General features: G+C 64.7%; 26 protein-coding genes. 12 read left to right on the forward strand and 14 right to left on the reverse strand.

Annotated elements, in window-relative coordinates:
• Window positions 1-36: 36 nt before the first annotated feature.
• The 6 genes from HAP54_RS06035 to HAP54_RS06060 all read right to left on the reverse strand — a co-directional run bounded on the left by HAP54_RS06035 (window position 37) and on the right by HAP54_RS06060 (window position 6,902).
• The gene (locus tag HAP54_RS06035; RefSeq protein WP_166299079.1) at window positions 37-1,188 is read right to left on the reverse strand and encodes an ABC transporter substrate-binding protein; all 1,152 of its coding nucleotides are present in this window, start codon (window positions 1,186-1,188) and stop codon (window positions 37-39) included.
• An 88-nt stretch (window positions 1,189-1,276) separates the two neighbouring features.
• Entirely contained in the window at window positions 1,277-1,696 is a 420-nt protein-coding gene (locus HAP54_RS06040; RefSeq protein WP_166299080.1) for an acyl-CoA thioesterase, read from the reverse strand.
• Between the two features lie 63 nt (window positions 1,697-1,759).
• Complete coding sequence (locus tag HAP54_RS06045; protein WP_166299081.1) at window positions 1,760-2,521, reverse strand: SDR family NAD(P)-dependent oxidoreductase; 762 nt, start codon at window positions 2,519-2,521, stop codon at window positions 1,760-1,762.
• A gap of 20 nt (window positions 2,522-2,541) precedes the next feature.
• The gene (locus tag HAP54_RS06050) at window positions 2,542-4,410 is read right to left on the reverse strand and encodes a feruloyl-CoA synthase (RefSeq protein WP_166299082.1); all 1,869 of its coding nucleotides are present in this window, start codon (window positions 4,408-4,410) and stop codon (window positions 2,542-2,544) included.
• On the reverse strand, window positions 4,407-5,201 hold the full coding sequence (locus HAP54_RS06055; protein ID WP_166299083.1) for a crotonase/enoyl-CoA hydratase family protein: 795 nt from the start codon (window positions 5,199-5,201) through the stop codon (window positions 4,407-4,409). Before HAP54_RS06055 ends, HAP54_RS06050 begins: the two co-directional genes overlap by 4 nt.
• Window positions 5,202-6,281: 1,080 nt before the next feature.
• Entirely contained in the window at window positions 6,282-6,902 is a 621-nt protein-coding gene (locus HAP54_RS06060; RefSeq protein ID WP_166299084.1) for a TetR/AcrR family transcriptional regulator, read from the reverse strand.
• 127 nt (window positions 6,903-7,029) lie between these two features.
• Here HAP54_RS06060 and HAP54_RS06065 point away from each other — a divergent pair, with 127 nt between their 5' ends.
• Together HAP54_RS06065 and HAP54_RS06070 are read left to right on the forward strand one after the other, a co-directional pair.
• Entirely contained in the window at window positions 7,030-7,410 is a 381-nt protein-coding gene (locus HAP54_RS06065; RefSeq protein WP_166299085.1) for a DUF4267 domain-containing protein, read from the forward strand.
• 1 nt (window position 7,411) lies between these two features.
• Window positions 7,412-7,732, forward strand: a complete 321-nt coding sequence (locus HAP54_RS06070) for a DoxX family protein (protein WP_166299086.1) — start codon at window positions 7,412-7,414, stop codon at window positions 7,730-7,732.
• An 8-nt stretch (window positions 7,733-7,740) separates the two neighbouring features.
• Here the strand turns inward: HAP54_RS06070 and HAP54_RS06075 are convergent, their stop codons facing one another.
• On the reverse strand, window positions 7,741-8,358 hold the full coding sequence (locus HAP54_RS06075) for a LysE family translocator (protein ID WP_166299087.1): 618 nt from the start codon (window positions 8,356-8,358) through the stop codon (window positions 7,741-7,743).
• 14 nt (window positions 8,359-8,372) lie between these two features.
• Window positions 8,373-8,999 (reverse strand): FMN-binding negative transcriptional regulator, encoded by a 627-nt coding sequence (locus HAP54_RS06080; RefSeq protein WP_166299088.1) that lies wholly within the window; start codon window positions 8,997-8,999, stop codon window positions 8,373-8,375.
• A gap of 97 nt (window positions 9,000-9,096) precedes the next feature.
• On the opposite strand from HAP54_RS06080, the gene HAP54_RS06085 reads away from it, so the two are divergent.
• A complete protein-coding gene (locus HAP54_RS06085; protein WP_166299089.1) occupies window positions 9,097-10,605 on the forward strand; it encodes a PLP-dependent aminotransferase family protein in 1,509 nt (502 codons plus the stop codon).
• A gap of 19 nt (window positions 10,606-10,624) precedes the next feature.
• Window positions 10,625-11,284 (forward strand): glycerol-3-phosphate 1-O-acyltransferase PlsY, encoded by a 660-nt coding sequence (gene plsY, locus HAP54_RS06090; protein ID WP_166299090.1) that lies wholly within the window; start codon window positions 10,625-10,627, stop codon window positions 11,282-11,284.
• Window positions 11,285-11,322: 38 nt separating this feature from the next.
• Here plsY and HAP54_RS06095 read toward each other — a convergent pair whose 3' ends face one another.
• Both HAP54_RS06095 and HAP54_RS06100 read right to left on the reverse strand, forming a co-directional pair.
• Complete coding sequence (locus tag HAP54_RS06095; RefSeq protein ID WP_166299091.1) at window positions 11,323-11,835, reverse strand: DUF1465 family protein; 513 nt, start codon at window positions 11,833-11,835, stop codon at window positions 11,323-11,325.
• A gap of 518 nt (window positions 11,836-12,353) precedes the next feature.
• Window positions 12,354-12,545 (reverse strand): DUF1192 domain-containing protein, encoded by a 192-nt coding sequence (locus HAP54_RS06100; RefSeq protein WP_166299092.1) that lies wholly within the window; start codon window positions 12,543-12,545, stop codon window positions 12,354-12,356.
• Window positions 12,546-12,816: 271 nt separating this feature from the next.
• Between HAP54_RS06100 and metG the strand changes: the two genes are divergently transcribed.
• From metG to HAP54_RS06115, 3 genes are all read left to right on the forward strand, one after another.
• Complete coding sequence (metG, locus tag HAP54_RS06105) at window positions 12,817-14,496, forward strand: methionine--tRNA ligase (RefSeq protein ID WP_166299093.1); 1,680 nt, start codon at window positions 12,817-12,819, stop codon at window positions 14,494-14,496.
• Window positions 14,497-14,565: 69 nt separating this feature from the next.
• Window positions 14,566-15,564 carry an NAD(P)H-quinone oxidoreductase gene (locus HAP54_RS06110; protein WP_166299094.1) on the forward strand — a complete coding sequence of 333 codons (999 nt, stop codon included), beginning with the start codon at window positions 14,566-14,568 and terminating at the stop codon, window positions 15,562-15,564.
• 120 nt (window positions 15,565-15,684) lie between these two features.
• A complete protein-coding gene (locus HAP54_RS06115) occupies window positions 15,685-18,561 on the forward strand; it encodes an EAL domain-containing protein (protein ID WP_029079800.1) in 2,877 nt (958 codons plus the stop codon).
• A gap of 113 nt (window positions 18,562-18,674) precedes the next feature.
• Here HAP54_RS06115 and HAP54_RS06120 read toward each other — a convergent pair whose 3' ends face one another.
• Window positions 18,675-18,953, reverse strand: coding sequence for a DUF7662 domain-containing protein (locus HAP54_RS06120; RefSeq protein ID WP_165129260.1), 279 nt, complete (start codon window positions 18,951-18,953; stop codon window positions 18,675-18,677).
• Between the two features lie 122 nt (window positions 18,954-19,075).
• On the opposite strand from HAP54_RS06120, the gene HAP54_RS06125 reads away from it, so the two are divergent.
• The gene (locus tag HAP54_RS06125; RefSeq protein ID WP_166299095.1) at window positions 19,076-20,569 is read left to right on the forward strand and encodes a sensor domain-containing diguanylate cyclase; all 1,494 of its coding nucleotides are present in this window, start codon (window positions 19,076-19,078) and stop codon (window positions 20,567-20,569) included.
• A gap of 851 nt (window positions 20,570-21,420) precedes the next feature.
• Here the strand turns inward: HAP54_RS06125 and HAP54_RS06130 are convergent.
• The 3 genes from HAP54_RS06130 to HAP54_RS06140 all read right to left on the reverse strand — a co-directional run bounded on the left by HAP54_RS06130 (window position 21,421) and on the right by HAP54_RS06140 (window position 23,326).
• Complete coding sequence (locus HAP54_RS06130) at window positions 21,421-21,585, reverse strand: hypothetical protein (protein ID WP_224741367.1); 165 nt, start codon at window positions 21,583-21,585, stop codon at window positions 21,421-21,423.
• A 466-nt stretch (window positions 21,586-22,051) separates the two neighbouring features.
• Window positions 22,052-22,642: an HAD family hydrolase gene (locus HAP54_RS06135; protein WP_210297555.1), complete on the reverse strand. Its 591-nt coding sequence runs from the start codon at window positions 22,640-22,642 to the stop codon at window positions 22,052-22,054.
• Window positions 22,643-22,723: 81 nt separating this feature from the next.
• Window positions 22,724-23,326: a CGNR zinc finger domain-containing protein gene (locus tag HAP54_RS06140; protein ID WP_166307463.1), complete on the reverse strand. Its 603-nt coding sequence runs from the start codon at window positions 23,324-23,326 to the stop codon at window positions 22,724-22,726.
• A 159-nt stretch (window positions 23,327-23,485) separates the two neighbouring features.
• Between HAP54_RS06140 and HAP54_RS06145 the strand changes: the two genes are divergently transcribed.
• From HAP54_RS06145 to HAP54_RS06160, 4 genes are read left to right on the forward strand one after another with little or no spacing between them, the layout of a single operon-like run.
• Complete coding sequence (locus HAP54_RS06145) at window positions 23,486-24,181, forward strand: alpha/beta fold hydrolase (RefSeq protein WP_166299096.1); 696 nt, start codon at window positions 23,486-23,488, stop codon at window positions 24,179-24,181.
• A 31-nt stretch (window positions 24,182-24,212) separates the two neighbouring features.
• Window positions 24,213-24,812 carry a TMEM175 family protein gene (locus HAP54_RS06150; protein ID WP_166299097.1) on the forward strand — a complete coding sequence of 200 codons (600 nt, stop codon included), beginning with the start codon at window positions 24,213-24,215 and terminating at the stop codon, window positions 24,810-24,812.
• Between the two features lie 34 nt (window positions 24,813-24,846).
• Window positions 24,847-25,701 (forward strand): alpha/beta fold hydrolase, encoded by an 855-nt coding sequence (locus HAP54_RS06155; RefSeq protein WP_166299098.1) that lies wholly within the window; start codon window positions 24,847-24,849, stop codon window positions 25,699-25,701.
• A 42-nt stretch (window positions 25,702-25,743) separates the two neighbouring features.
• Window positions 25,744-26,514 (forward strand): SDR family oxidoreductase, encoded by a 771-nt coding sequence (locus HAP54_RS06160; RefSeq protein ID WP_166299099.1) that lies wholly within the window; start codon window positions 25,744-25,746, stop codon window positions 26,512-26,514.
• Window positions 26,515-26,608 lie beyond the last annotated feature (94 nt).

Genomic DNA, 26,608 nt, shown 5'->3' on the forward strand with positions numbered 1-26,608 from the left:
AAGGCCGGCTTGTTACCTCAGCAGATCGCAAGCGGCTCACATCGCCGGGACGTATTTGCCGTCCTTGACCGTCAGCAGGATGCGCGAGCGGTCGTCGAGGCCGTAGCGGTCCTTTTCGGTCCAGTTGTAGACGCCCTGGCTCGCGACGATCTCCTTCTCGGAGATGAACGCCTGGCGGATCGCCTCGCGGAATTCCGGCGTGCCGGGCTTGGCGGTCTTCAGCGCCGTCGGGATGATGCGCTTCAGCACCTCGAAGGCATCGTAGGAATGGCCGGCGAACTGGCTGCGGCTGTTGGCACCGTATTTGGCTTCATAGGCGGCGTTCAGCGTCAGGCCCGGCTTCTTGGTCAGCGCGCTGTCCGCTTGCGTTTCCGGCGACATGATCGGGCCGGCCGACATGATGACGCCTTCCGCCGACGCGCCCGCGATGCGGATGAAGTCCATCGTGGCGGCGCCGTGGGTCTGGTAGATCAGGCCCTTGTAGCCGCGCTCGCGCAGCGCGGTCTGCGGCAGTGCCGCGGCGGTGCCGGACGCGCCGACCAGGATGGCGTCGGGATTGGCGGCGACGAGCTTCAGCACCTGGCCCGCGACCGATGTATCCGGGCGCGCGAAGCGCTCCTCATCGATCATGGTCAAACCCATCGGCACGGCCTGCGCCTTGAAGTCGTTGACCCAGAGATCGCCGTAGGAGTCCGAATAGCCGATATAGCCGACGGTCTTGATGTTGTGCGCCTTCATGTGCTCGTAGAGCACCTTGCCCATGATCGGGATCGACTGCGGCAGGTCCACCGACCATTTTGCGCGGGCCTCATTGATCGGGAATGGCGCGAGCCCGAGATGCGGGATGCCGGCCTCGTTGGCGACCGTCGACACCGCGATCGTCGTCGGCGTGATGCAGGAGCCCATGATGATGTCGGCCTTGGACTCGGTGACGAAGCGCCTTGTATTGGTGGTCGCAGCCGTCGGATCGCCGGCGTCGTCGAGCACGATCAGCTTCAGCGGCACGCCGGCGATCTCCTTCGGCACGAAATCGAGCGCGTTGCGCTCGGGGATGCCGAGCGCCGCGGCGGGCCCGGTGGTCGAGATCGTGATGCCGATGGTGATTTCATTGGTCTGCGCCTGTGCGGGCGCGCCCGGCAGCGCGATTACAGCTGCGAGCGCCGCGGCGGCGAGAGTGGCCTTCCTCATGCATTCCTCCCTGCAAGTAAGTCTTTTGGGTTTAAGCCGGTTTTGCGGGCCAATTCAGCCCCTTCTTTAGGTCATGAGGGACAGCGAGTCAGCCCTTCATGAAGCGGTCGATGATCTCCTGCGGAAATGGCGCCGATTTCAGCTTGGCGGGATCGTCCGGATGACGGCCGACCAGCACCCTTGTCTCGAATGCCTCGATCGCCAAGGCCTCGCCCTTGAACACGCGGTGCACCACCTCGAAGCTCGAGCGCTTGATGCGGTCGATCCGGCTCTCGATGGTAATCCAGTCGCCATGGGTCGACGGGATGTGGAATTTCGCCCGCGTGTCGAGCATGGGAATGCCGACCAGGCCGTATTTGTGGATCAGGTCCTGCTTCGAGCAGCCGGCGGCCTCGAACATGATCGAGGTCGAGTCGTCGAACATCGCGAAATAGCGCGGGTAGTAGACGATGTTGGCGGGGTCGCAATCGCCCCACTGGATCTGCACGTCGCGCCGATGGACGAACATGATTTATCCTCGATTGAGCGTGATCGATCCGGAAGAGTGTTTCCCGCTCTTCCGGATCATGCGTCAGCGCGGCGCCATCCGGAGCGCGGCATCGAGCCGCACCACTTCGCCGTTCAGGTAGGGGTTGTCGATCATGTGCAGCGCCAGCGAGGCGAACTCGTCGGCCTGCCCGAGCCGGCGCGGGAACGGGATCGCGGCGGCAAGCGAATCCTGCGCCTCCTGCGGCAGGCCGGCCAGCAAGGGCGTCATGAACAGGCCGGGCGCGATGGTCAGCACGCGGATGCCGAATTGCGCGAGCTCGCGCGCGATCGGCAAGGTCATCGCGACGATGCCGCCTTTGGAGGCCGAATACGCCGCCTGCCCGATCTGGCCGTCATAGGCCGCGACCGAGGCCGTCGAGATCACGACGCCGCGCTCGCCGGTCGCGAGCGGCTCGAGCTTCGCCATGTCAGCGGTCGCAAGCCGCAGCATGTTGAACGAGCCGATCAAATTGACCTTGATCACCTTGTCGAAGTCAGCCAGCGCCATCGGTCCCTCGCGGCCGATCACGCGTTTTGCCACGCCGATGCCGGCGCAGTTCACCAGCACGCGCGCCGGGCCGTGCGCCTTGGCGGCGGCAGCGACCGCAGCCTCGGCGGCCGCCGCATCGGCCACGTCGCAGACAACAGGAATGCCACCGATCTCGGCGGCGACGCTCTCGGCAAGCTTGGCGTTGAGGTCGCAGACCGCGACCTTGGCGCCTTGCGCCGCCAGCCGGCGCGCGGTCGCCGCGCCCAATCCCGATGCGCCGCCGGTGACGATGGCGGCCTGACCCTTCAACTGCATGGCATTCTCCTCTTCAAATTTCAGACTGACGTGATCACCGATGCCTGCGGCACCGGCGCATAGAGCGCTTCGATGGTGTCAGTGCGATGCTCCAGCACCGCGCGCTGGTTGATCGAGCCCTTGTCGGTGACCTCGCCGCGATCGATCGACAGCGGCGTATCCAGCAGGATCGCCCGCGCGATCCGGTTCGACGAGCCGGTAGCGCCGGCAAGCACGCGCGCGAAGCGTTCGCGGAAGGCAGCCCGCACCAGCGGATCATTGGCCGCGGCCGCGATGTCGCCCGCGACAAGCTCTGGATTGATCAGGCGGCAGCCGTCGAGATCGAGGATCACGATCGCCGCGAGTTCGTCGCGGTTGAGCCCCGCGATCACGACGTCGCGCACCAGCGGCGCACAGGTGCCGACAAAGCGCGCCCGCAACGGACCGACGCTGACCCAGGTGCCGCTCGCCAGCTTGAAATCCTCGGCGATGCGGCCATCGAAATCAAAACCGGCAGCGAGATCGCTCGCGTTGGCGGGCTTCAGCGCATCGCCGAACTTGTAGAAGCCTTCCTCGTCGAATGCCTTGGCGGTGAGCTCGGGCTGACGCCAGTAGCCCGGCGTCACGTTCGGACCTTTGGCACGCACCTCGAGCTTGCCGTTGTTCGGCACCAGCTTCGCGTCATTGCCCAACACCGGAAGGCCGACATGGCCGGAACGGCTGGTATCGGGACGCACCGACATGAAGAACGGCGAGGTCTCCGTGGCGCCGAGCCCTGTCAGCATCGGAACGCGATAGCCCTTCTCCTGCACGGCGAGCGCATCGAGGCTGTTCCAGATGAACGGCGACAGCGCGGCGCCCGAGAAGAACATCGCATGCAGCCGGGCGAAGAATTTCGCCCGCAGGCCGGCGTCGTCGCGCAGATAGGGCAGCAGCGATTCATAGCCCTTCGGCACGTTGAAATAGACCGTCGGCGAGATCTCGCGCAGATTTCGCACGGTCTCCTCGATGCCGCCGGGCATCGGCTTGCCCTCGTCGAGATACATCGAGCCGCCATTGAAGAGCGTCAGCCCGACATTGTGGTTGCCGCCGAAGGTGTGATTCCACGGCAGCCAGTCGACGATCACAGGCGGCTCGTCCTTCAGGAACGCCAGCGTCTCGCGCAGCATCACCTGGTTAGCGCAGATCATGCGCTGGGTGTTGATCACGGCCTTGGGGTTACCGGTCGAACCCGACGTCAGCAGGAATTTCGCGATCGTGTCCGGCCCGATTCCCCCATGGGTCGCGTCGAGGTGCGGATCTTCCGGCGTCGCCATGAGATCGGCGAGCCGGGTCACCTCGCGGCCGGGCACCGTTCCGCGGCTGGCCGCGATCTCGACATCCGGCGCGACATTGACGCGCAGCGCATCGGCAAATTTGCCGGCGTCGTCGACAAAGACAAGGCCCGGCGTCAGAAGCTTGATCACAAAGCTGAGTTTGCCGTAGTCGCGCGACACCAGCGAATAGGCCGGCGACACCGGGCAGAACGGAATGCCGGCATAGAGCGCGCCGAGCGCGATCAGCGCATGATCAATCGAATTGCCGGACAGGATCACGACCGGCCGCTCGGCCGACAACCCGCGCGCGATCAGCGCGGAGGCGATGCGCCGGGTCGTCTCCAGCAATTGCGCGTAAGTGATCTGCCTCCAACCACTGCCGGCGCGTTCGGCCATGAACACGCGGTTCGGCTCGGCGGCCGCCCAGTGATGCAGGCGATCGGTGAGACGAGCGGGATAATCGGTAAGACCGATCTTCGGGCGAAGATAGATCGTGCCGTCGTCGCGGCGCTCGACGCTGACGTCGGGGTTGCCGAACGAGATCGGGCGCAGCGGATGCGCGCTCGCGGCTGATACGGACGGCGTGACGCTCATGTCGGCTTCACCTTGGCGGTCTTGCGGTCCAGGAAGGCGCGGATGCGCTTTTTGGCTTCCTTGTCGCTCTGCGCCACTGTCGCCATCAGCGATTCCATTAATAGGCCGGTCTGCGGATTGGCCTCGGCGATCATCGGCAGCGCCTGCAACACGGCGAAGTTGGTCAGCGGCGCGTTGGCAGCGACGCGCTCGGCAAGCTCCAGCGCTTTCGGCAGCGCGTCGTCGGCCTCAGTGAGATATTGCGAGAAGCCGTAGGCTGCGCCCTCGGTCGCGGAATAGACCCGGCCGGTCAGCATCATGTCCGCCATTCGCGGCACGCCGATCAGGCGCGGCAGCCGCACCGATCCGCCGCCGCCGACGAAGATGCCGCGCTGGCCCTCGGGCAGCGCGAAATAGGCCGACGGCTCTGCGACGCGGATATGCGCCGCGCAGGCGAGCTCCAGCCCGCCGCCGATCACCGCCCCCTTCAGCGCCGCGATCACAGGCACGCGGCAATACTGGATGCGGTCGAACACGCGGTGCCACATCTGGGAATGCACCAGGCCCTCGGTGGCGTCACGCTCGGTCAGTTCGGAGAGATCGAGGCCAGACGAAAAGTGATCGCCGACGCCATGGATGACGACCGCGCCGACGTCATCGGGAATCGCCGAAAAGCAGTCCCGCAGCGCCAGGATGATGCCGTCGTTCAGCGCATTGCGCTTGGCGGGCCGGTTGAGCCCGACGGTCAGCACCGCGCCCCGCGTCTCGATCTTGAGCAGCGAGGCGTCACCCGCGTCGGCAGCGTTTCCCATGGCGTTATTGCTTCCTGTTCAGAATAGTTATGTTTTATAACTATTGGCGAGAGAGTCAATATGGGCATGTTGGGAGACCGGCGGAACGTTCGTCATTGCGCGCAAGGCCCAATTCCATTCACGGCGTCATCACCCGCGCATGCGGGTGATCCAGTATTCCAGAGGCGTCCGTGTTTGAGCCGAGAGGCCGCGGCGTACTGGATCGCCCGGTCGAGCCGGGCGATGACAGATGCGAGTGGGGACGCAGCATCGCGTTTGTCACAGGACCGCCTCTACACACACCACCGTCGTCCCGGCGAAGGCCGGGACCCATAACCACAGGATTGGGTTGGTGAGGAAAGCTGTGGCCCCAGCGTCGCGCAACAATCACCGTCGGTGGTTATAGGTCCCGGCCTTCGCCGGGACGACACTGAGTTTTTTGCGCCACTTGTGGATCATACATCCGCATTCTCGCGACATAATTTGCCCGAGCTTTGCATTTCTATCCGCCCTCTCCTCGAAGAGGGCGCAGGGAAAGCCGGGTGCCGATCGCACCCATGGGTCCCGTGCAACAAAAAGCACGGGAGGTAGGACCACAGGTGTAACCGGAAACATCCCGGCTTTCCCTGCGCGATGGGTTACGGCTTATACGCGCTCTCCCCGGCGAGACTGGGCTTACTTGTCACCGCCTTCGCAAAACGCTTCGCGTTTCGCGAGGGGACACCGGCCGCTAGGGCGTCAGGACCACACGACTTCACCGTCCGCCTTGCGTGTTCTCGTCAGTGCCACGCTCGGCGTCCACCGCATCTCACCGCAACACCCGTGACGATGCGCAGCGCCCCTCGATCGGGTGAGACGGGCGAACCATACACCGAGTTGCATTTCTGATAAAGCGAAATATTTTTGCGAAGGGAGCTTGACGCGTTTTGCTGAGTTGCCCGTCGGGCTGTTTTGTCGCACCCGCCGCATCAGGCTTGCCGTTGCGAGCAGATCGCATGACGCATGCGAGACCGACACCAGCGCGCGCTCAAAATGTTCCGGCGAGCGCAGTGCATGCGAGAGGTGCGCGGGTCGAGATCCTCGATAGGAGAAACCTGAAACTCAGCTCCGGGCGGTGGAGGTCGATGCGCCAAACCTGCCAGGCGAGCTATTTCCGGAAGCTACGATCGCCCGAACGACAAGTGCGATGCGTTCGCCGTGCGCGCTGGGCCTTATTCGGCCTGAACGTTCGAGTGCAGCGAGCCCATGAAGGGCTGCCCAAAACGTCTCGGTGACGCCAGCTACATCGACGCAAAACGGCGCCACAACTGCCGCAAGGGCTTCGAAACCGGCCCTTAGTTCCGGTCTGGTTCCAGCTTCGGCGAACCGCAAATCCGTCGGAAGGATGAACATCGCCTCGTAGAGTGCAGGATGACGTAGCGCAAAGGCGAGATAGGCGATCGCGACATCCTTGAGCGCATTTCGTCCTCTGGTCGATCCGCTTGCCGCTTCCCGAAGCGCGACTGTGAGCTCCTTAAAACCCTCGACTGCAACTGCCGCAACAATCGCATCCCTGTTCTCGAAATGCGAATAGAGGACTGGCTGGCTATATTCGATCTCTTCGGCCAGGCGGCGGACTGTGACGGCATCCCATCCTTCGCGCTCTGCGATCACGCGCGCTGCAGCGACAATGCGATGCTCGCGCTCAGCCCGACCCCTCCCTTTCCGCTCGGCAATACCCAATCCTCAATCTCCCAGATCCGGAAGGCCCACATATTCGTGATCACGCCGATGCTTGATAATCTAGCAATGCTAGATTATCAAGCTAGCAACGCTAGGTTACCTTCTTTGGCTAGAATAGGACAATGTGATGCATTGGCTTGCGCTCGGAATGGCATCGCTCGTGGCTGTCGCGATTATCGTGATCGGCACCCTATATGTCGTGAACCCAACGACCGCGACGCGCAGTTTCGGCCTGCCGCTTCCTGAAAACGGCACCAACATCGTTTGGTGGCTTCGCCTCAAGGGGGTGCGCGACATTGCATCGGGATTGGCCGTACTGGCGTTCATGGCGTGGGGCGCCCCGCGCGGGGTCGGCATCATCCTGCTTGTTGAAGCAATCATCCCCGTGGGCGACATGCTGCTCATTCTCGCGGCGAAAGGCTCCACCAAAAGCGCCTTCGGCATGCACGGCCTCACGGCGGTGTTTATGGTCCTGGCAGCCATCCCCATGGTGATTGGTGCGGCCTGAGATGGTGCATGCTCTTCCAATCTGGCTCCTCGTCGCCGGATTCTTTGGCGCAGGCCTCTTCAACGCGATCGGCACGCCCGGGACGCAAAGTGATTTCGCGCGGTGGGGCTACCCGCGCTGGTGGAGCCTTTTTACTGGTGGACTGGAGATCATGAGCGCCGTTCTGATTGCGCTTCCCGCCAGTCGCAGTATTGGCCTGGCGCTTGGGGCGGTAATCATCGCTGCTGCAGTTATGACCGTTCTACGCCACCGCGATCTTTCGCACCTTGCGCCACTTGGTGTCTTTGTCGCCTTGATTGCTCTTGCCGCGACCTTGTCTTGAGGGCTGACCTAGCGGTCCTGGAACGCGAGCCGTGCGCCGAGCCCGACCAGGATGCTGCCGCCGATCCGCTGCATGATCCGCTGCGACCTCTGCGAGCGCTGCAGCTTCGACATCACGGCGCTGGCGAAAAACACGCAGACGATGTCGACCGCCGAGAACGTCAGATTGACGATGGTGCCGAGCAGAAACAGCTGAGCCCAGACCGGCAGGCTTGCGGACGCATCGACGAACTGCGGCAGGAATGCCAGGAAGAAGATCGCGGTCTTCGGATTCAAAACCTCGACGATGATGCTTTGCGCGAAGGCGCGCTCGGCGGAGAGCGGCGCAAGCTCGGGACGCTTGGTATTGTCGCGATCGCGGAACAGCGACAGGCCGAGCCAGACCAGATAGGCCGCTCCGGCCAGCTTCATCGCCACGAACAGCGGCGGCACCGCGTGAAACAGCAGCGCGAGGCCGGCCGCCGCGGCGACGACATGGACATAGCCGCCGAGATGCAGGCCGAGCGAGGCCAGCAGCCCGGCGCGCCGGCCGCCCGCCAAGGTGCGGGCCGCGGCGTACAGCATGGCCGGCCCCGGGATCAGGGCGAAGGTCGCAGTCGTGATCGCAAACGCGAGGTACAATTCCATCGCGAGCTTTCGTTTCAGTTCGCCGGGATCATCGCCGCGACCTCGCGGTCAGCAGGATTGTCGCGGGCATCAAGACCCGCGATGACACCGGCGCGATCCTCGAGCTTGCGGTTCTGACTCATCTTCTTCTTGGCGTCGATCCGCGTGATCGGCATCCGGAAGCCGACGATACCGCGCAGCTGCGCCTTGATGAAATCATCAGGCGCATCGCTGACCTGCCAGGCCTCCTTGCGCGTGCTCTCGTGCAACCGGGTCAGCCGCGTGACGACATCGAGCAGGCGGTCCGCATCCTCGAAGAATTCGGCCGCGCCGTAGGCGTGCACGGCGAGGTAATTCCAGGTCGGCACCACCCTGCCGTGCTCGGCCTTGGTCACATACCAGGACGGCGTCACATAGGCGTCGGGCCCGGTGAAGATCGCCATCGCCTCGCCGACCGCAGGCAGCTTCCACTGCGGATTGGGCCGCGCGACATGGCCGTACAGCGTGCCGTAGTCGCCCTCGTCTGCATCGAGGATCAGCGGCAGCGGCGTTCCGATCAGCCCGTCGGCGGTTACGGTGACCAGCGTCGCGAGCTTTGAGGCCCGCATCGCGGCGTGGATCGGGCCGAGCTCATCCATCTTGAAATGCGGCGGCAGGTACATGGCAGACCTCTGGGAGACCTCATCAATTGTTGCTCGCACAATAGCGCCGAAGTGGCCTATGATAAGAGCCACTTTCGATCATACTGAGTGGTCCACTATGCCCCGCCTGCGTACCACGATCAGCATCCCTCCGCTCCGGGCGGTCGACCGCACCGCCGGACAGGTTGGTCGGCAGATCGCGCAGGCTCTGCGCGCCGCCATCGCCAACGGCGAATTGAAGGCCGGTGAATTTCTGCCCTCGACCCGCGCGCTGTCGGCTTCGCTCGGCGTTGCCCGCGGCACGGTCATGGAAGCCTTCGAGCAATTGCAGGCCGAGGGCTATCTGGTGTCGCATGTCGGTGCCGGCACAAGCGTCGCGCCGACGCTTGCCGAACAGGCACGGCCCGTCCGCCCTCCGGTCAACCGCAGTTCGAACAAGACCGCGCCGATCCACTTGCCGCCACGCGCGATCCGGCTTGCCAAGGTTGCGGCTGCCTTCACGCCGATGCCGGAGGCGCCGTTTGCGATCGCAGTCCCGGGCGGCGCCGTCGCCCCCGACCAGAATTGGCGGCGCCTCGGCAACCGCGTCCGCGCATCGCGCGCGGCAGCGCCGGCAAGCTACGGCGATCCGCGCGGGCTGATGGAGTTGCGGCAGGCGATCGCCGACTACGTGCGCAAATCCCGCGCGGTGCATTGCGCGCCCGAGCAGGTCGTGATCACGGCCGGCACGCAACAGGGCCTCTATCTCGCCGGCCGCGTGCTGCTGACGTCGGGTGATCGCGTGTGGGCCGAGGATCCCGCCTATCCCGGCATGACGGCCGTGCTCGACGATCTCGATCTCGTCACCACGCGCGTGGGTGTCGATGCGCAAGGCATCGACGTCGATGCCGCGATCGCCGCGTGTCCGAATGCGCGCGCGGCCTTCGTGACGCCGTCGCATCAATATCCGATCGGCATGCCGATGAGCATGGCCCGCCGCAACGCGCTGGTGGCATGGGCCGCGCGCCGCGAGGCCTGGATCGTCGAGGACGATTATGACAGCGAACTGCGCTATGCGGGTCATCCTTTCCCGTCGATGCAAGGCCTCGCCCCGTCGCGGGTGATCTATCTGGGCACGCTGAGCAAGGTGCTGTTTCCTTCGCTGCGGCTCGGCTACGTGGTGGCGCCCCTGCCGCTGATCGATGCCTTCGCCGGCGCGCGGGCGCTGCTCGACCGGCATTCGCCGACCGCCGACCAGCACGTGCTGGCGGCTTACATGCGCGAGGGGCTGTTCGAAGCGCATATCCGGCGCATCCGCGGCGTCTATGCCGCACGGCGTGCGACACTGATCGCGGCGCTCGAACGTCACATGCCTGATGACGTCACGCTGCAGCCGAGCGACCAGGGCATGCACCTGCTGCTGTGGTTGCCGAAGGGCACCGATGATGTGCAATTGGCGAAGGCTGCCCTCGCCGATGGCATCGTCGTGCGGCCGATCTCGCCGATGTACGCGCTGGCCGCACGGCCCGGCCTGATGCTCGGCTTCGGCGGATTTGCGCCGGAAGAACTGGAGGTGGCCGCGATCCGTCTGCGCGGAATCATGGATCGCGGAAGACGTAGACAACCAGATCAGGTTCGCTTGAAATGAAAGCGTCGAGGTGACTGCCATGATGTTCTGGAGTGCGAGCGTGGCTGGACTGGCGATCGCCTATCTGTTCGGGGCGACGCCATCAGGCTATCTGGCGGGGAAGCTGCTCAAGGGCATCGACATTCGGGAGCATGGCTCGAAATCCACGGGGGCAACGAACGTGTTGCGCACCCTGGGGCCATGGCCTGCGCTGGTGGTTCTGCTGGTCGATGTGCTGAAGGGTGCGGCAGCGATCGTGTTTGCCCGCTGGTTCTATCCCTGGCTCGCGACCGTCACGCCGCCGGCTGCGCTTGACCTTGAGAGCTGGACACCTTGGGCTGTTTGCCTGGCCGGACTTGCCGTATTGCTCGGACACGGCCGTTCGATCTGGTTGAACTTTACGGGCGGCAAATCCGCGGCGACCGGGCTCGGCGTATTGCTGGCGCTGTCCTGGCCAGTTGGTTTCGGAGCCGCGACGGTGTTCCTCGCCGTGCTGGCTGTCTCTCGGATCGTTTCACTCAGCTCGATGCTGGCAGCGTTGACTGCGGTCGCCCTCGTCTGCACGCTGGAGCAGCCGTTGCCCTATCGGTTGCTGGTGATCGCAGGCGCCATCTACGTGATTGCGCGCCACCGGGCCAACATTCAGCGGCTGCTCGCCGGGACCGAGCCACGGTTGGGGCAAGGTGCGCGCCCGAGCTGATTCATGAGGACGCGGCCCGAACCGCGCCGCGCGTCGATTTACTGCTCGAAGGCGGCCTTGAGGCGGTTGAGCTGCGGCACCAGCGGGTTGCCGATCGTCGAACGATCCGGCGCCGGCGCATGGATCGTGGTGTCGAGCCGGCGCACCCGCGTCTGCAGATCCATCGAGCGGGCGATCAGCTGCTGCAATTGCTCCGGCAGTTTCGTCACCATGTCGGCGGGGCCGGGATCGGCGGCCGACAGCTTCACCTTGGTCTTCTCGCGATTGGCCTGGGTCAGCGTCATCTCGCCTTCCTTGACCGCGCGATGCAGCAGCAGCCAGGACGCGAGCTGCATCAGCCGCGTGGTCAGGCGCATGCTTTCGGTGGCATAGGTCAGGCTGACCGAACGTTCGAGCGCCTTGGCTTCGGCACGCCCGTCGCCGTCGAGATAGGCGGCGGTCTGCTCGACCAGGTCCATGCCTTCCCGGAACAGCACGCCAAATGCCGCAGAATTGGTCAGCCGTTCACTGAACAGCACGAGCCCGGCTTCGCTCTGGGAACGATCGGCCATGGTTAACGCCCTCACACCACGTAACGCCCGCTGGCATCTGACGCGCCAGCTTATGATGAACAAATCATTGCGCGGGCGCGGCGAAGAGTCCAGCCGCAACCCGATTTATGGTTTCCGGCGGATCGGACGCACAAAAAAGAGCCGCCGTTTCCGGCGGCTTTTGAAGTTGATAACAGGGAGGCGTCAAACAGAGTGGACAGGAGCCACTCGGTGTCCAAACGAGGACAATGCAGTCATAATCGAGAAAGCTTAACCGACCGTAAATGAGCGGATTTCTTCAGGCTTTGTTTGCCATGTCGGCCATTGACCTAGTTTGGGACAGGTGGCCGCACCATGCCAGCGTGTAGCCCGGATGGGCCAACGGGTCGCGCGAACGCGTATTCCGTCATCCTGAGGCGCGAGCGCTTGCGAGCCTCGAAGGATCGACGGCCACCGCTCGGGCCGTGCATGCTTCGAGACGCGCGTTCCGCGCTCCTCAGCATGACGGATTGAGGGCGGCTTCGAATGAAATCTCAGCGCTACGACTTGAAGAACGCGTCAGCGGCATCCTTCGACGCGCGCTTCTTCGTCATCGCCTCTTTCAACCGATCGACCTCGGCAGTGAGCAGCGCGATGCGTTCGGTCAAATCCTCGACCGACAGCAGGTAGAGATCCTGGCCGATCTCGTGGCTGATCTTCTTCCTGGGACGGTCCTCATCCTCAATCGGCATGTGTCCTCCCCGCGATGATGATCTGGCGCCGTGCGTCCAGAAATGGTAGATGTCGAACCGAGGAGAATTTTGCAGTGACTTTCGTGTGCGCGCAACATCTGACGCGAATGCCCCGGCCCGACCGCAAGGAGTCTGACCGGACGGGATAGCGCGCGTCGACGCGCCAGGCATGAGCCGACCCCAAGCCCTTCCGATCATGCGGGAGGGCTTTTTGATTTTTCCGATTTGATCTTTGGGGGTCGGCATCAGCAAACGCGAAAGACCTTAACCCATGACCAAAATTCTCATCACCAGCGCGCTTCCTTACGTGAACGGCGTCAAGCATCTCGGCAATCTGATCGGCTCGCTGCTGCCCGCCGACGTCCATGCCCGCTTCCGGCGGCAGACCGGCTGCGACGTGCTCTTCATCTGCGCCACCGACGAGCACGGCACGCCCGCCGAGCTCGGCGCCATCGAGGCCGGACAGGATGTCCGGGAGTTCTGCGATGCGCAGCACGCCGTCCAGGCCTACATCTACCGGCGCTTTGGTCTGTCCTTCGATCATTTCGGCCGCACCAGCGCGCCGCAAAACCATGCGCTGACCCAGCACTTCTATCGCCGGCTCGACGCAGCCGGGTTGATCGAGGCGCGCACGTCGCGACAGGTGTGGTCGCCGGCCGACCGGCGCTTCCTGCCCGATCGCTACGTGCTCGGCACCTGCCCGCATTGCGGCGATCCTTCGGCACGCGGCGATCAATGCGACCATTGCGGCACGCTGCTTGACCCGCCAGAACTCATTGATCCGCGCTCGGCGCTATCAGGCGACCGCGCGCTTGAGATCCGCGACAGCAATCATCTGTTCCTGCGCCAATCGCAGCTGGTCGAGACAATCGGCGCATGGATCGACAGCCGCACCGGATGGCCGCCCTTCGTGGTCTCGACCGCCAAGAGCTGGCTCAACGCCGATCTGCGCGATCGCTGCATCACGCGCGATCTCGCCTGGGGCATTGCGGTCCCGCGCGAGGGTTTTGACGGCAAGGTGTTCTATGTCTGGTTCGATGCGCCGATCGGCTACATCGCGGCGACGCAGGAATGGGCCGCTGCCGCGCCTGATCGCGACTGGCGGCAATGGTGGTGGCAGGCCGACGACGTCAGCTATATCCAGTTTCTCGGCAAGGACAACATCCCGTTCCACACCGTGAGCTTTCCGGCGACATTGATCGGCTCCGCCGAGCCATGGAAGACCGCCGATGTCATCAAGGGATTCCACTGGCTCAATTACGAGGGCGGCAAGTTCTCGACCAGCAGAAAGCGCGGCATCTTCACCGATGCGGCGCTGGACCAATTGCCCGCCGATCTCTGGCGCTGGTGGCTGATCGCCAACGCGCCCGAAAGCGCCGACACCGATTTTGGCGTCGCGAGATTCGTTGCCGACGTGAACAAGGACCTCGCCGACATCTTCGGCAATCTCGCCAACCGCATCATCAGCTTTGCCCATCGCAGCTTCGACGGCCGCATCCCGGAAGGTGGCGCGCCCGGTGAGGCCGAGCGAGAGCTTGCGCACGATCTGGAGCAGCGCATCGCAGCGCTCCACCGCCATCACACCGCACTGGAGTTTCGTGCCGCAGCGGCAACGACGCGCGCGATCTGGGACACCGCGAACGCATACCTGCAACACTCAGCACCATGGACCGCCATCAAGTCCGATTCCGTTCGCGCGGCGGTCATCACCCGCACCGGACTCAATCTTGTCGCGCTCTGCGCCACGCTGGCGTGGAGCATCGTGCCAGGCCTGTCGGAGCGCGTGCTCCGCGCGTTCGGCCACGACGATGCCGTGCCCCCCTGGCCCAATGGCCCACTCATCCCGCTGCTGGATCAAGGCGCCGGCACGCCGATCGCAAGGCTCGGCCCGCTGGTCGAGAAAATCACCCCCGAAAGAGCCAGTCATCTGACGGCGCGGTTCGGGGCTTAAGGGCGTTTCGCTTCGTAGCAAAAGGCGGTATGCCACAAGCCAATCCTCCTCACTGACCAGGAACGAACCATGCCAAACCTGCCCGCGCAAATGACCGTCGTTGCCATCAGCAAGCCTGGTGGCCCCGAAGTGCTGGTGCCGGAAACTCGCGCGCTGCCGGTGCCGAAGGCCGGCGAGATCCTGGTCAAGGTCGCGGCCGCCGGCGTCAATCGCCCCGACGTCGCGCAGCGCTCCGGCTCCTATCCGCCGCCGCCCGGCGCCAGCGACCTGCCCGGCCTTGAGATCGCAGGCGAAGTGGTGGCGCTCGGTGAAGGCGCGACGCACAAGATCGGCGACAAGGTGATGTCGCTGGTCGCCGGCGGCGGCTATGCGCAATATTGCATCGCGCAGGATGCGCAGGCGATGACCGTGCCGCCGCAGCTCACGATTCAGGAAGCCGGCGCCATTCCGGAAACGCTGATGACGGTCTGGCACAATGTGTTCGAGCGCGGCGCGCTCAAGGCCGGCGAGACGCTGCTGATCCATGGCGGCTCGTCGGGCATCGGCACGATGGCGATCCAGCTCGCCAAGGCGTTCGGCGCCAAGGTGATCGTCACCGTCGGCTCGCAGGACAAGGCCGACGCCTGCCTCAAGCTCGGCGCCGATCACGCGGTCAATTACAAGACGGACGACTTCGTCGAAGCCGTGAAGACAGCCACCGGCGGCGCCGGCGCCAACGTCATCCTCGACATGGTGGGCGGCGACTATATCGACCGCAACTACGACGCCGCCGCGGTTGAGGGCCGCATCGTCCAGATCGCGTTCCTGTCGGGAACACCGAAGGCGTCAGCCAATTTTGCCAAGCTGATGGTCAAGCGGCTCCACCACACCGGCTCGACCCTGCGCCCCCGTAGTAATGCGGACAAGGCGGCGATGGTCGCGGCAATCGAGGCAAAGGTGCTGCCCTTGCTGCGCGAAGGCCGCGTCAAACCGCTGATGGACAGCACATTCTCGCTGGAAAAGGCCGCCGACGCGCACCGGCGCATGGAGACCAGCGAACATATTGGCAAAATTGTGTTGGTCGTTTAACTCTCGCGACGGAAGCGGGGGCGGAAACCCTTTGATTCCCTTCGCTTTCGTGTCATTTATCGCGCCACCGCCGGGCCGGTCGCCGGGCCCGGTCAGTTTGTCGATCGCGGAGTACTGACATTGCGTCTGATCAGGTGCCTTGCGCTGCTCGCGCTGGGCCTCATGATGTTTGCTGCTGCGCCTGACGCGTACGCGATCGACGCGGTCAGCGTGCGCAGCGACGCGCCGGCGATCGACCTAACCGCGGTTCTCGACCATCAACGCAGTGAAACCGACCGCATCCAGGTCTCCACTGCACCTGGAACCGACGGCATCGTGCGCCGCATCGAGGTTCGCGCCCGCGAAGGCGGCCAGAACTGGGTGGTGTTCGCGCTCGCCAACAACACCGACGACCAGCTCGATCGTCTGATTGTCGCGCCGCACTATCGCATCGTGTCGTCCGGATTGTTGTGGCCCGACCTCGGCCTGTCGCGCATCGCCACCATCACGCCGTCGGTCGGCGATCGCCCCGAACGGCAGGAGAGCCCGACCGCCGACGTGTTCCGCATCACGCTCGATCCCGGCGCTGTCGTCACCTATGTCGCGGAACTTCGCACCGACAAGCTGCCGCAGCTCTATCTGTGGGAACCCGACGCTTACAAGGACAAGGTCAACTCGTTCACGCTGTACCAGGGCATCGTGATCGGCATCTCGGGCCTGCTCGCGCTCGTGCTCACGATCTTGTTTGTGGTCAAGGGCAGCATCATGTTCCCGGCCGCCGCGGCGCTGGCCTGGGCGGTGCTCGTCTATATCGGCGTCGATTTCGGCTTCTGGGGCAAGGTGCTCGACATGTCGAACAACGCCGAGCGCGTCTGGCGCGCGGCGGGCGAGGCGATCCTCGCGGCGACATTGCTCGTGTTCCTGTTCGCCTATTTGAATCTTAGTCGCTGGCATGTGCGCTACTCGCACATCACGATCGGCTGGCTGCTCTTCCTCGGCTCGCTGGTGGCGCTGGCGCTGTTCGATCCCGCGGTCGCCTCCGGCATCGCGCGGATGTCGCTGGTGATGATCGCCTTCGCCGGCTTCGCGCTGATCGTCTATCTCTCGACCCACGGCTTCGACCGCGCGGTGCTCTTGATCCCGACCTGGTTCCTGCTGGTGGTCTGGGTGGTCGCAGCCGGCATGACGGTCGCGGGCTCCGTCACCAACGACATCGTCGGCCCGGCGCTGCTCGGCGGCCTGGTGCTGATCGTGATGCTGATCGGATTTACGGTGATGCAGCACGCCTTCGCCGGCGGCGGCGCCACCACCGGCGTGGTCTCCGACGTCGAGCGCCGCGCGTTGGCGCTGACCGGCTCCGGCGATCTGATCTGGGACTGGGACGTCTCCGCCGACAAGGTGTTCACCAGCCCGGAGACCGAAGCCTTGCTGGGCCTGAAGCGCGGCACGCTGGAAGGCCCGGCCGCGAAATGGCTCGAAGTACTGCACCCGCTCGACCAGGACCGCTTCCGCGCCGCGCTCGACAGCGTGCTCGACCAGCGCCGCGGCCGCCTGGTGCAGGATTTCCGGCTGCGCACGCCCGACGGTCACTTCATGTGGTTCGCGCTGAAGGCGCGGCCGGTGGTCGGCTCCGACGGCGAGGTCTCGCGCGTGGTCGGCACGCTGACCGACGTCACCGAGTTCAAGAACTCCGAAGAGCGGATGCTGCACGACTCCGTGCATGACAATCTGACCGGCCTGCCGAACCGCCGGCTGTTCATGGACCGGCTCGGCGCGGTGGCGAACCTCGCCAAGACCATGCCGAACCTGCGGCCGACCTTGATGGTGATCGACCTCGACCGCTTCAAGCAGGTCAACGATTCCGTCGGGATTGCGGTCGGCGATTCCATCCTGCTGACGCTGGCGCGGCGGCTGACCCGCATCCTCAAGCCGCAGGACACGCTGGCGCGGATGGCCGGCGACCAGTTCGGCCTGATCCTGCTGTCGGAGCAGGACCCGGCGCGGATCACCAATTTCGCCGAGACCATCCGCAAGACCATCCGCGCGCCGATCGCGTTCAACGACCGCGAGATCTTCCTGACCGCCTCGATCGGACTTGCGCTGTCCGATCCGGCCGCGCCGCTCTCGGACGAGATCATCAAGGACGCTGAGCTTGCGATGTATCACTCCAAGCGGATCGGCGGCGACCGCATCGACGTCTACAAGCCGGCGATGCGGGCGCGGAAGACCGACCGCCTGACGCTCGAGAGCGACCTGCGCCGCGCCATCGAGCGCCAGGAGCTCACGATCCTGTACCAGCCGATCGTGCGGCTCGAGGATCGCGCGATCGCGGGCTTCGAGGCGCTGGTGCGCTGGGACCATCCCAAGCTCGGCCGGATGTCGCCGTCGGAATTCATCAATGTCGCCGAGGAGACCGGCCTGATCGTCGACCTCGGCATGTTCGTGATGGACCAGACCGCGCGCCAGCTCGCAGTGTGGCAGCGCGCGATGCGGGCGCGCGAGCCGATCTTCGCGTCGGTCAACGTGTCGTCGCGGCAATTGCTGCGCCACGACCTGATCCACGATATCCGCACCGTGCTGTCGCGCTCCTCGGTGGCGCGCGGCACGCTGAAGCTGGAGCTAACGGAATCGCTTGTGATGGAGAACCCGGAGCACGCCGCCCAGATGCTGGCGCGGATCCGCGAGCTCGGCACCGGGCTGTCGCTCGACGATTTCGGCACCGGCCACTCCTCGCTGTCCTATTTGCAGCGCTTCCCGTTCGACACCATCAAGATCGACCAGTCCTTCGTCCGCACCACGAGCCGCGGCACCCGCCCGGTGATCCTGAAATCGATCATCGCGCTGGCGCACGATCTCGGCATGGAGGTGGTCGCGGAAGGCGCCGAGACGGATTCCGATGCCGTCGAGCTCTACCAGCTCGGCTGCGAATACGCCCAGGGCTTTGCCTTCGGCGAGCCGATGGACGCCGACGCCGCCACGCGGCTGCTCACCGAGGAACGGCTGGAAGCCGCGAGCTAGATCTTGTCGTCCCGGCCTCGTGCGCAACTGCGCACGGGAGCCGGGACCCATACGCCGCGGCCCGTCCATGACGCGCTGGGGCCAGTTGCCTTCGTGACAACAACGCCCTGTGGTTATGGGTCCCGGCGTTCGCCGGGACGACGATTGGACATTTTCTTGAACCTGACGCTCTTGCCGTCGGCCTGGCGCGTGGCGATGTAGCCGGCGTCGAGACAGGCTTCGCGCTGCGGCATCTTCTCCTGCGGGCTGCGCAGGGTTTCCCACCACGACGCCCGGTGCGCGGCGCGCGGCAGCGCCGCATCGATGATCGCCTCGATCTCCTCGAAGGTCAGCACGAATTCGGGCAAATGCTGCTTCTTCAGATAATCCCGCAGCGCGTCGTAGTCGTTCACAACGTCCTCGATGACAAAAAAACAGGTTTCGGCAACCACCCGTTAACCCATTCGGCGGCCGCTGTCGCCATTTAAGGCGACAACAAGATTTCCCGTTGCATGACCAAGCTTTGGAGCGGGAAATGCCATTTCGACGGGGAAACGACGCAAGGCGGCGGTGGCGGCTATCGGCCAAGCTGCAGATCGCCGCGTCGGTTGCGACCGTCCTCGGCTTCTCCGCTGTATGCGCCGGCGTGATGTTCGACATGCGCCGCGGCGAGGAGCAACTGGCCCGCCAGACCCTGGAGAACTTTGCGTCAGGCATCGAGGCCGACATCAGCCGCAACATCGAGCTCTATGACTTGTCGCTGCGCGCGGTCGCCAGCAATCTTGAGATGCCGGAGATCCGCAATGTCAGCAAGGAACTGCGCCAGCTGATCCTGTTCGATCACGCCGCGACCGCAAAGCATTTCGGCGCGATCCAGGTGTTCGACAGCAAGGGCGACCTGACCATCGACGCGGCGAGCCTCGACCCGCGGCCGGAGAACCGCAGCGACGAGGAATATTTCACGGTCCAGCGCGACCACCCCGACACCGGGCTGTATATCAGCCGGCCGATGCTGCATCGCGGCGCCTACGCCATCGTGCTGAGCCGGCGCATCGTCGGCGAGGACGGCCGCTTTCGCGGCGTCGTGGTCGGCTCGATCCGCTTCAGCTATTTCCACGATATGTTCGGCCGGCTCAACCTCGCGCCCGGCGATACCATCACCGTGCTGCGCAACGACCGCACCATCATCATGCGGACGCCGTTCGATCTCGACGTGATCGGCAAGAACCTTGCGGAGCAACTGGACTGGAAGGCCGAGAATCTGAAGGGGGGCGGCGCCTACTCCGGCAAGGGTCCGGTCGACGACACGCCGCGGCTCTATGTCAGGCGCAGCAGCTCGGGCCCGCTCTACGTCGTGGTCGGCAAGCCGCTCGAAGCCGTTTTCAACCTCTGGCGTACCGAGGCGATCCGGATCGGCGCGATCATGGCGTTTCTGGTCCTGTTCGTGCTCAGCGCGACGTTGGTGCTGGCCCGCGAGATCGTCCGCCGCGCCGACGCCGAGGACAAGCTTGAGGAGCTGGCGACGACCGACGCCCTCACCGGCCTGAAGAACCGGCGCAAGTTCGACACCGAGATCGAGCGCGAGTGGCGCCGGGCGAGCCGGCACGGCCAGCCGGTCGCGTTGTTGATGATCGATGCCGATCATTTCAAGGCCTATAACGACACCTATGGACACCAGGCCGGCGACCAGGTGCTGGTCGGGATTGCGATCTGCATCTCGGATGCGGTGCGCCGCGCCGGCGATTGCCCGGCGCGCTTCGGCGGCGAGGAATTTGCCGTGCTGCTGCCCAGCACCACCCCGTTCGAGGCCTTCAATCTGGCCGAGACCATCCGCGCCAAGGTGCAGCAATGGTGCGAGGGCGAGGTCATCACTACGGTGAGCATCGGCGTCGCCAGCATGCGCCCGAATGCAGGCCAGCAATGGTCCGACCTGATCGAAGCCACCGACAAGGCGCTCTACGCCGCCAAAGCCAACGGCCGCAACCAGTCGGTGCTGGCGACCGCGCCGAAGATTGCGCTGGTGGCGTAGGGCACAACTCTCGCCGTGTCGTCGTCCCTGCGAAGACTATCAGAGCCGTCATCCTGAGGTGCGAGCGGAGCGAGCCTCGAAGGATGCACGGCCCGGCTGGTGGCCGTCGATCCTTCGAGGCTCGCCCAGCGGCGCAAGCGCGCTGGAAGGCTCGCACCTCAGGATGACGGTGATGGACATGCGCATGATCCCTCACCGCATCGTCGTCCCTGCGAAAGCAGGGACCCATAACCATAGGATTGAGTCGTCGAAACGAGCTGTGGCCCCAGCATAGCGCGAGTAACTGCCATTCGTGGTTATGGGTCCCGGGTCGCGCTGCGCTTGCCCGGGACGACATCGAGTTTGTTGCACGGCTGTGAGTCATACATCCGCATTCTCGCGACATCATTTGTCCGAGCACAGCGTCGTAGTCGACGCGGATCAAAAGGGTCTGGCCGGACGAGCCCGACGAGAGCGATGGCAGGTTACGGCTTCGCCTAACCCGCCTTGCAAGACTGATTGCCTTCGGCGCCGGCTATTTGCCCCACGCGGCCTTCCTGATCCGCCCCTTGCCGCCGCACTTCTTGCACGGCTCCGGATAGATCTTCCGTCCCGGCTCGCTCGGTTGCTTCACGTCCGGAAAGCCCGTCCCGTTACACGCGTCACACTTCTCTTCATCGGAAACAAGGTGCTTCACCATCCAACGCCCCGGATTGAAAAAATCCGGAAGCCCGCGGCCGCGGACCTCCGCCACCGTTCGGATACGAACGGCGGTGAGACATGGTTTCAGCGTGCATGGCTGCCCTGCGCGGCAACGCAGGTGGGAACGACAACGGGACGATCTCCGTTGTCAGCCTCTTCTCGACGCTCCGTTACTTCCCCTTGAGCGCCTTCTCGTGGCTCTCCAGCGCCGCGGCCATCAGCTTCGGCAATTGCGCGGCGTAGACCTCGATGAAGGTGGCATCGCCGCAGGCCTCCGGATCGCGCGCGGCCTGCTCGGCGATGCGGGCGGCCTTGGCCTCGCATTTCGCGAACATGTGCCAGAACCAATCCGGCTCTTGCCGAGCGCCGGCCTGTGCTTCTTGATGACGGCGGCGCCGACCGCGCTCATCGCGTTGACGACGCCGGCGCCCAGCGTGCTGATGGCCCGCGCGTTAAGGATATCCTCGCGCGATTTAGCGGTGGCGTTGGTCGCGGACGCTCGTCCGGTTGTTCGTGCCTTGGCCGGCATGCTCTGAGCTCCTTGTCGATCCCTTTGGCGCTGCAAGCATCGGCCGCGGAAGTTGAGGAAGGCTCAAGGGGCATGGTTGAAAAGCGCTATGGATTTCATTCCGGTTTTATGCGCTTCCGAGTGATCGGCCTGGAGGGGATTTTGACCGTCCCTCCAGCGCTCGATCCGTCAGGGGCCGTTACCCTTTCGCGCCGTAACGGCGGATCAGCTGGTCGGCGACATCGTTGAGATCGTCACCCACGACCTGCGGCTGCGGGCCGACGCCGAGCACATCATTGCCGGGGCGCCTGATCAGCGCAGCCTCCCAACCGGCGGCCACCGCGCCGAGCGTGTCCCAGGTGTGGCATGCGATCAGGCAGAACTCCCGAAGGCTTTGCCCCAAGCTCCCTCTCGACATAACCATAGGCCTGCCGCGACGGCTTGTGATGCTTGACGCCATTGGCCGAAAAGCGCCGCTCGAACAGGTCGACGATGCCGCCATGCGTCAGCTGACGGGTCTGCACCTCCAAGAGATTGTCGGTCAGTGTGAACAGGCGGAAGCCTGCGGCGCGCAGCTTGCGCAGCGCCGCCGGCACTTCGGCGTGCGGCGGCATGGTGGAGAATTTCTCCGTCAGTTCCTTCTTGTCGGACTCGTCGATCCTGATGCCGCGCGTATCCGCCAGCATCTTCATGACCGCGGCGCCGATGTCGGTGAAGGGCACGTAGCAGCCCGCCACCGTGAGCGAGGCCGAATACATGATGAAATTCGCAAACCACAGCCGCATCGCGCTCTTGTCATTGAAGATGCGCGCGAACACCGGCTCCATGGTCTCGAGGTCGAGCAGGGTCTCGTTGACGTCGAACACGATCAGGGGAAGTGCCATTTGGTTGGTCTCCTGTTTTTTGTTTTGAGCATGATCTCTTCGGAAAACCGCTGCACACTTTTCCGGATCATGCTCTGGTTCTCAGCCCCTGTCCTTGATCCGGTTGCGATGCGCGGCCTGCTTGGCGCGATTGCCGCAGATCGCCATGCTGCACCAGCGGCGCGCACGCGCCCGCGTGTGATCGGCGAACATCAGCGTGCAGGCCGGGCCCTCGCAGGCCTTGATGTCGGTAAAGCTCTCCTCGCAGACGACCCTGGCCATCGCCTCGCCGATCGGCAGCAGCAACGACTCCGCCGAGCGCCAGCGCCGCGTCCGCTCCAGCGCGAAACCGTCGTGCTCGTCGTAGTGATGCGGCACGATGCGGCTGAACGCCTGATCGCTTTCGAGCAGCCGGTTCAGCGGCTCCAACTCCTTGAGCGCCCGCGGCGTCAGCGGCCGGCCCATATGCTTGCGGACGAAGCCGCGGAACCATTCGCGCAGATCGCGGGCCTGACCGGCGACGTCGTCGAGCTCACCCGCGGTCGCGCGTGCGCCGAGCTCATCGAGCACATCTGACGGCACCAGTTTCGCCTGCGCCAGCCAGCGCAACAGGCCGTCGCCATCAGCGATCCAGTCCACCGGCGTATCGACGGGGGTCGCGATCGAATTGATGAAATCGAGCCCCAGGCTATCGGCGATGAACATCGCGGGCGGATGGGATTGCACGGTGACGCCCTCCTGGCGGCTTTTCGACCTCGCCGCAAATAACCTGATTAATGCCCATTGACAAGTTACTAGCATTGAACCATAAGCGACGTAACCCGTCAAATAGCATTTAGACGGTTATTGCATCAGGAGCGAACAATGTCGAGCAAGGATGTCAGCGTGGTGCTCGCCCATGGCGCGTGGGCCGACGGTTCAAGCTGGGCGCGGGTGATCACGGCGCTGGATGCCGAAGGCATCACTGCGGTGGCGACGCCGCTGCCGCTGACTTCGCTTGCAGACGACGTCGCCGCACTGAACCGCACGCTCGACCGCGTCGAGGGACCGATCGTGTTGGCCGGCCACGCCTATGCCGGCGCTGTCATTGCCGAGACCCGTTCGCCGCGCGTCAAGGCGCTGGTCTATGTCGCGGCGCTGGCGCCGGACGAGGGCGAGACCGTCGCCGATGTGTTTTATCGCGCACCGCCGCATCCGTTCGCGCCAAAACTTGCACCCGACGCCAAGGGCCTGATCTGGCTGCCGGAGTCCGCCTTCGCGTCGGCCTTCGCGCAGGGCGCGCGCGCCGAGGAGCTCGCGGTGCTGGCGGCGGTGCAGCGGCCGATCTCGCCGGCCTGCATCACCGTTCCGGTCGGCCGTCCGCGGTGGAAGGACATCCCGAGTTGGTTCCTGGTCGCCGAGGACGACCGGATGATCGCGCCGGAGACACAGCGCAGCACGGCGGTTCGGATGAAGGCTGTGGTGCGTTCACATCCCGTCGATCACACGCCGATCGTCACCGCGCCAAAACTGGTCGCCGACATCATCCAGGAAGCCATCCGCAGCGTTACAGAGCACTGACCTCTTTGCACGATTGGACAGGAGCACTGCCATGCAGGAGAAGCCTCTATCAGCCGATCGGCTCGGCGCGTTTTCCGATGCCGTCATCGCCGTCATCATCACGATCATGGTGCTGGAACTGAAGGCGCCGGAGGGCTCGCGGTTCGCCGACCTGCTGCCGCTGTGGCCGACCGCTATCAGCTACGCGGCGAGCTACATGTTCATCGCCGTGATCTGGGTCAATCATCACCATCTGCTGCATCTGGTGCGGCAGCCGACGCCGCGGCTGATCTGGCTGAACTTCGTCCATCTGTTCGCGGTCTCGCTTCTGCCCTTCGCTACCGCTTGGGTCGCGCAGTCGAAAATGGCCGCGGCGCCAGTGGTGGTCTATGCGGTGATCTTCCTCGTGATTGACCTCGCCTATCTTGCCTTCGAGCGCGCGGTGCTGGCGCAGGCGGACCAGACCATGATTTCCCAGCAGCTGCGGACATGGACGCAGCGCCGCACGCTGCTGGCGCTGCTGGTGTTCGCGGCCGGCGCCGCCATCGCGCCTTTCATTCCGCTGCTCGGCTTCGCCACCGTGTGCTGCGCGCTGCTGCTTTACCTCAGGCCCGAGGCGATCAGCGGGCTTGTGACGCAGATCAAATCCTGACCCCACCCCACATCACGACCACAAGGAGTGACAGATGTCCGAGATCAAATATCGCACGGCCGATGTCGACGGCTTCAAGGTGTTCTATCGCGAGGCCGGATCGCCCGGCGCGCCAAAGCTGCTGCTGCTGCACGGCTTCCCGAGCGCGGGCCACATGTTCCGCGACCTGATCCCGCAGCTTGCGGATAAATTCCACATCGTGGCGCCTGATCTGCCCGGCTTCGGCCAGTCGGACATGCCGGCGCGCGACAAGTTCGCCTACACCTTCGACAATATCGCCGGCGTGATCGACCGCTTCACCGAGGTGATCGGCTTCGACCGCTACGCGGTCTATGTGTTCGACTATGGCGCGCCGACCGGTTTCCGCCTCGCTCTCAAGCATCCGGACCGGATCACCGCCATCATCTCGCAGAACGGCAACGCCTATGAGGAGGGCCTGAGCGACGGCTGGACGCCGATCAAGGCCTATTGGCAGGATCCCTCGCCGGCGAACCGCGATGCGCTGCGCGCGTTCCTGACGCCGGACACCACGCGCTGGCAGTACACCCACGGCACATCGGACCCGGAGGCGGTGTCGCCTGACGGACAGAACCTCGACAATTACTACATGGCGCGGCCCGGCGCTCACGACGTGCAGCTCGATTTGTTCGGCGACTACAAGAGCAATGTCGCGCTCTACCCGGCCTTCCAGAATTACTTCCGCACCCATCAGCCGCCGTTCCTCGCGGTGTGGGGCAAGAACGATCCATTCTTCCTGCCGCCGGGCGCCGAAGCCTTCAAGCGCGACAATCCGCGCGCGGTGGTGCGCTTCTTCGACACCGGCCATTTCGCGCTGGAAACGCATGCCGCCGAGATCGCGCAAGCCATCCGCGAGTTCCTAAGCCGCTGACGTCGCGCGCGCCGATCACAATCCATTAGCAAGGAAATGTAGATGACCACATCTGTCGCCATCGTGACCGGCGCAAGCTCCGGCATCGGACGCGCCACCGCGCTCCGCCTCATCAGGGATTTTTCCGCCATCGTCCTCGTCGCACGCAGCGGCGAGAAGCTGCGCGAGGCCGGTCAGGAGATCGAGGCCGGCGGCGCCACGCCGCTGGCGCTCGATCTCGATCTCGCCGCGCCTGATGCCGCCGACGAAGTCGTCAAGGCCACGCTGAATCGCTTCGGCCGCATCGACGCGCTGGTCAATATCGCGGGCTCCGTGCCCGGTATCGATTTGCTGGAGATGACCGACCAGCAATGGGATTCGGGGCTCGCGCTCAAATTCCACGGTGCCAGGCGGCTGACGATCCGCGCCTGGGATGCGTTGAAAGCGTCGCAAGGCGCCGTGGTCTTCACGTCAGGCAATGCCGCCGTGCTGCCGCGCGCCGGCGCGGCAGCGGTGGGCACGATCAATGCGGCGATCGAGGCATTGGCAAAAGCGTTCGCCGAACGCGGCATCGACGACGGCGTGCAGGTGAATTGCGTATCGCCCGGCGCCATCATGACCGGACGCCGCCTTGCGATGCTGGAGAAAGCCGCGGCGGCCAGGCAGGTCGACGTTGAGACCGCGAAGGCAGGCTTCCTCAGGCAGGCCGGCATCAAGCGGTTCGGCACGGCAGAGGAGATCGCCGACCTCATCGCGTTCGCCGTGTCGCCGCCGGCGCGCTGGATGACCGGCACGGTGCTGCGCATGGATGGCGGCAAGATCAGGACCGTGTGAGGCCGCACTGACGCCACTTACGCCTCGTCACACACCCAATCACGTTGCCGACATCGTGGCCAACCGTCGAGGCCGAGCGCGACGCCCGACCGGG

It is taken from the genome of Bradyrhizobium sp. 2S1, assembly GCF_011516625.5.
Classification (GTDB): domain Bacteria; phylum Pseudomonadota; class Alphaproteobacteria; order Rhizobiales; family Xanthobacteraceae; genus Bradyrhizobium; species Bradyrhizobium septentrionale.

Bases quoted from the DNA above. Each gene is read 5' to 3' on its own strand.
- HAP54_RS06035 (WP_166299079.1), bottom strand. From the start codon at position 1,188: ATGAGGAAGGCCACTCTCGCCGCCGCGGCGCTCGCAGCTGTAATCGCG.
- HAP54_RS06040 (WP_166299080.1), bottom strand. From the start codon at position 1,696: ATGTTCGTCCATCGGCGCGACGTGCAGATCCAGTGGGGCGATTGCGAC.
- HAP54_RS06045 (WP_166299081.1), bottom strand. From the start codon at position 2,521: ATGCAGTTGAAGGGTCAGGCCGCCATCGTCACCGGCGGCGCATCGGGA.
- HAP54_RS06050 (WP_166299082.1), bottom strand. From the start codon at position 4,410: ATGAGCGTCACGCCGTCCGTATCAGCCGCGAGCGCGCATCCGCTGCGC.
- HAP54_RS06055 (WP_166299083.1), bottom strand. From the start codon at position 5,201: ATGGGAAACGCTGCCGACGCGGGTGACGCCTCGCTGCTCAAGATCGAG.
- HAP54_RS06065 (WP_166299085.1), top strand. From the start codon at position 7,030: ATGCATTGGCTTGCGCTCGGAATGGCATCGCTCGTGGCTGTCGCGATT.
- HAP54_RS06070 (WP_166299086.1), top strand. From the start codon at position 7,412: ATGGTGCATGCTCTTCCAATCTGGCTCCTCGTCGCCGGATTCTTTGGC.
- HAP54_RS06075 (WP_166299087.1), bottom strand. From the start codon at position 8,358: ATGGAATTGTACCTCGCGTTTGCGATCACGACTGCGACCTTCGCCCTG.
- HAP54_RS06080 (WP_166299088.1), bottom strand. From the start codon at position 8,999: ATGTACCTGCCGCCGCATTTCAAGATGGATGAGCTCGGCCCGATCCAC.
- HAP54_RS06085 (WP_166299089.1), top strand. From the start codon at position 9,097: ATGCCCCGCCTGCGTACCACGATCAGCATCCCTCCGCTCCGGGCGGTC.
- plsY (WP_166299090.1), top strand. From the start codon at position 10,625: ATGATGTTCTGGAGTGCGAGCGTGGCTGGACTGGCGATCGCCTATCTG.
- HAP54_RS06095 (WP_166299091.1), bottom strand. From the start codon at position 11,835: ATGGCCGATCGTTCCCAGAGCGAAGCCGGGCTCGTGCTGTTCAGTGAA.
- HAP54_RS06100 (WP_166299092.1), bottom strand. From the start codon at position 12,545: ATGCCGATTGAGGATGAGGACCGTCCCAGGAAGAAGATCAGCCACGAG.
- metG (WP_166299093.1), top strand. From the start codon at position 12,817: ATGACCAAAATTCTCATCACCAGCGCGCTTCCTTACGTGAACGGCGTC.
- HAP54_RS06110 (WP_166299094.1), top strand. From the start codon at position 14,566: ATGCCAAACCTGCCCGCGCAAATGACCGTCGTTGCCATCAGCAAGCCT.
- HAP54_RS06125 (WP_166299095.1), top strand. From the start codon at position 19,076: ATGCCATTTCGACGGGGAAACGACGCAAGGCGGCGGTGGCGGCTATCG.
- HAP54_RS06130 (WP_224741367.1), bottom strand. From the start codon at position 21,585: ATGTTCGCGAAATGCGAGGCCAAGGCCGCCCGCATCGCCGAGCAGGCC.
- HAP54_RS06135 (WP_210297555.1), bottom strand. From the start codon at position 22,642: ATGGCACTTCCCCTGATCGTGTTCGACGTCAACGAGACCCTGCTCGAC.
- HAP54_RS06140 (WP_166307463.1), bottom strand. From the start codon at position 23,326: ATGTTCATCGCCGATAGCCTGGGGCTCGATTTCATCAATTCGATCGCG.
- HAP54_RS06145 (WP_166299096.1), top strand. From the start codon at position 23,486: ATGTCGAGCAAGGATGTCAGCGTGGTGCTCGCCCATGGCGCGTGGGCC.
- HAP54_RS06150 (WP_166299097.1), top strand. From the start codon at position 24,213: ATGCAGGAGAAGCCTCTATCAGCCGATCGGCTCGGCGCGTTTTCCGAT.
- HAP54_RS06155 (WP_166299098.1), top strand. From the start codon at position 24,847: ATGTCCGAGATCAAATATCGCACGGCCGATGTCGACGGCTTCAAGGTG.
- HAP54_RS06160 (WP_166299099.1), top strand. From the start codon at position 25,744: ATGACCACATCTGTCGCCATCGTGACCGGCGCAAGCTCCGGCATCGGA.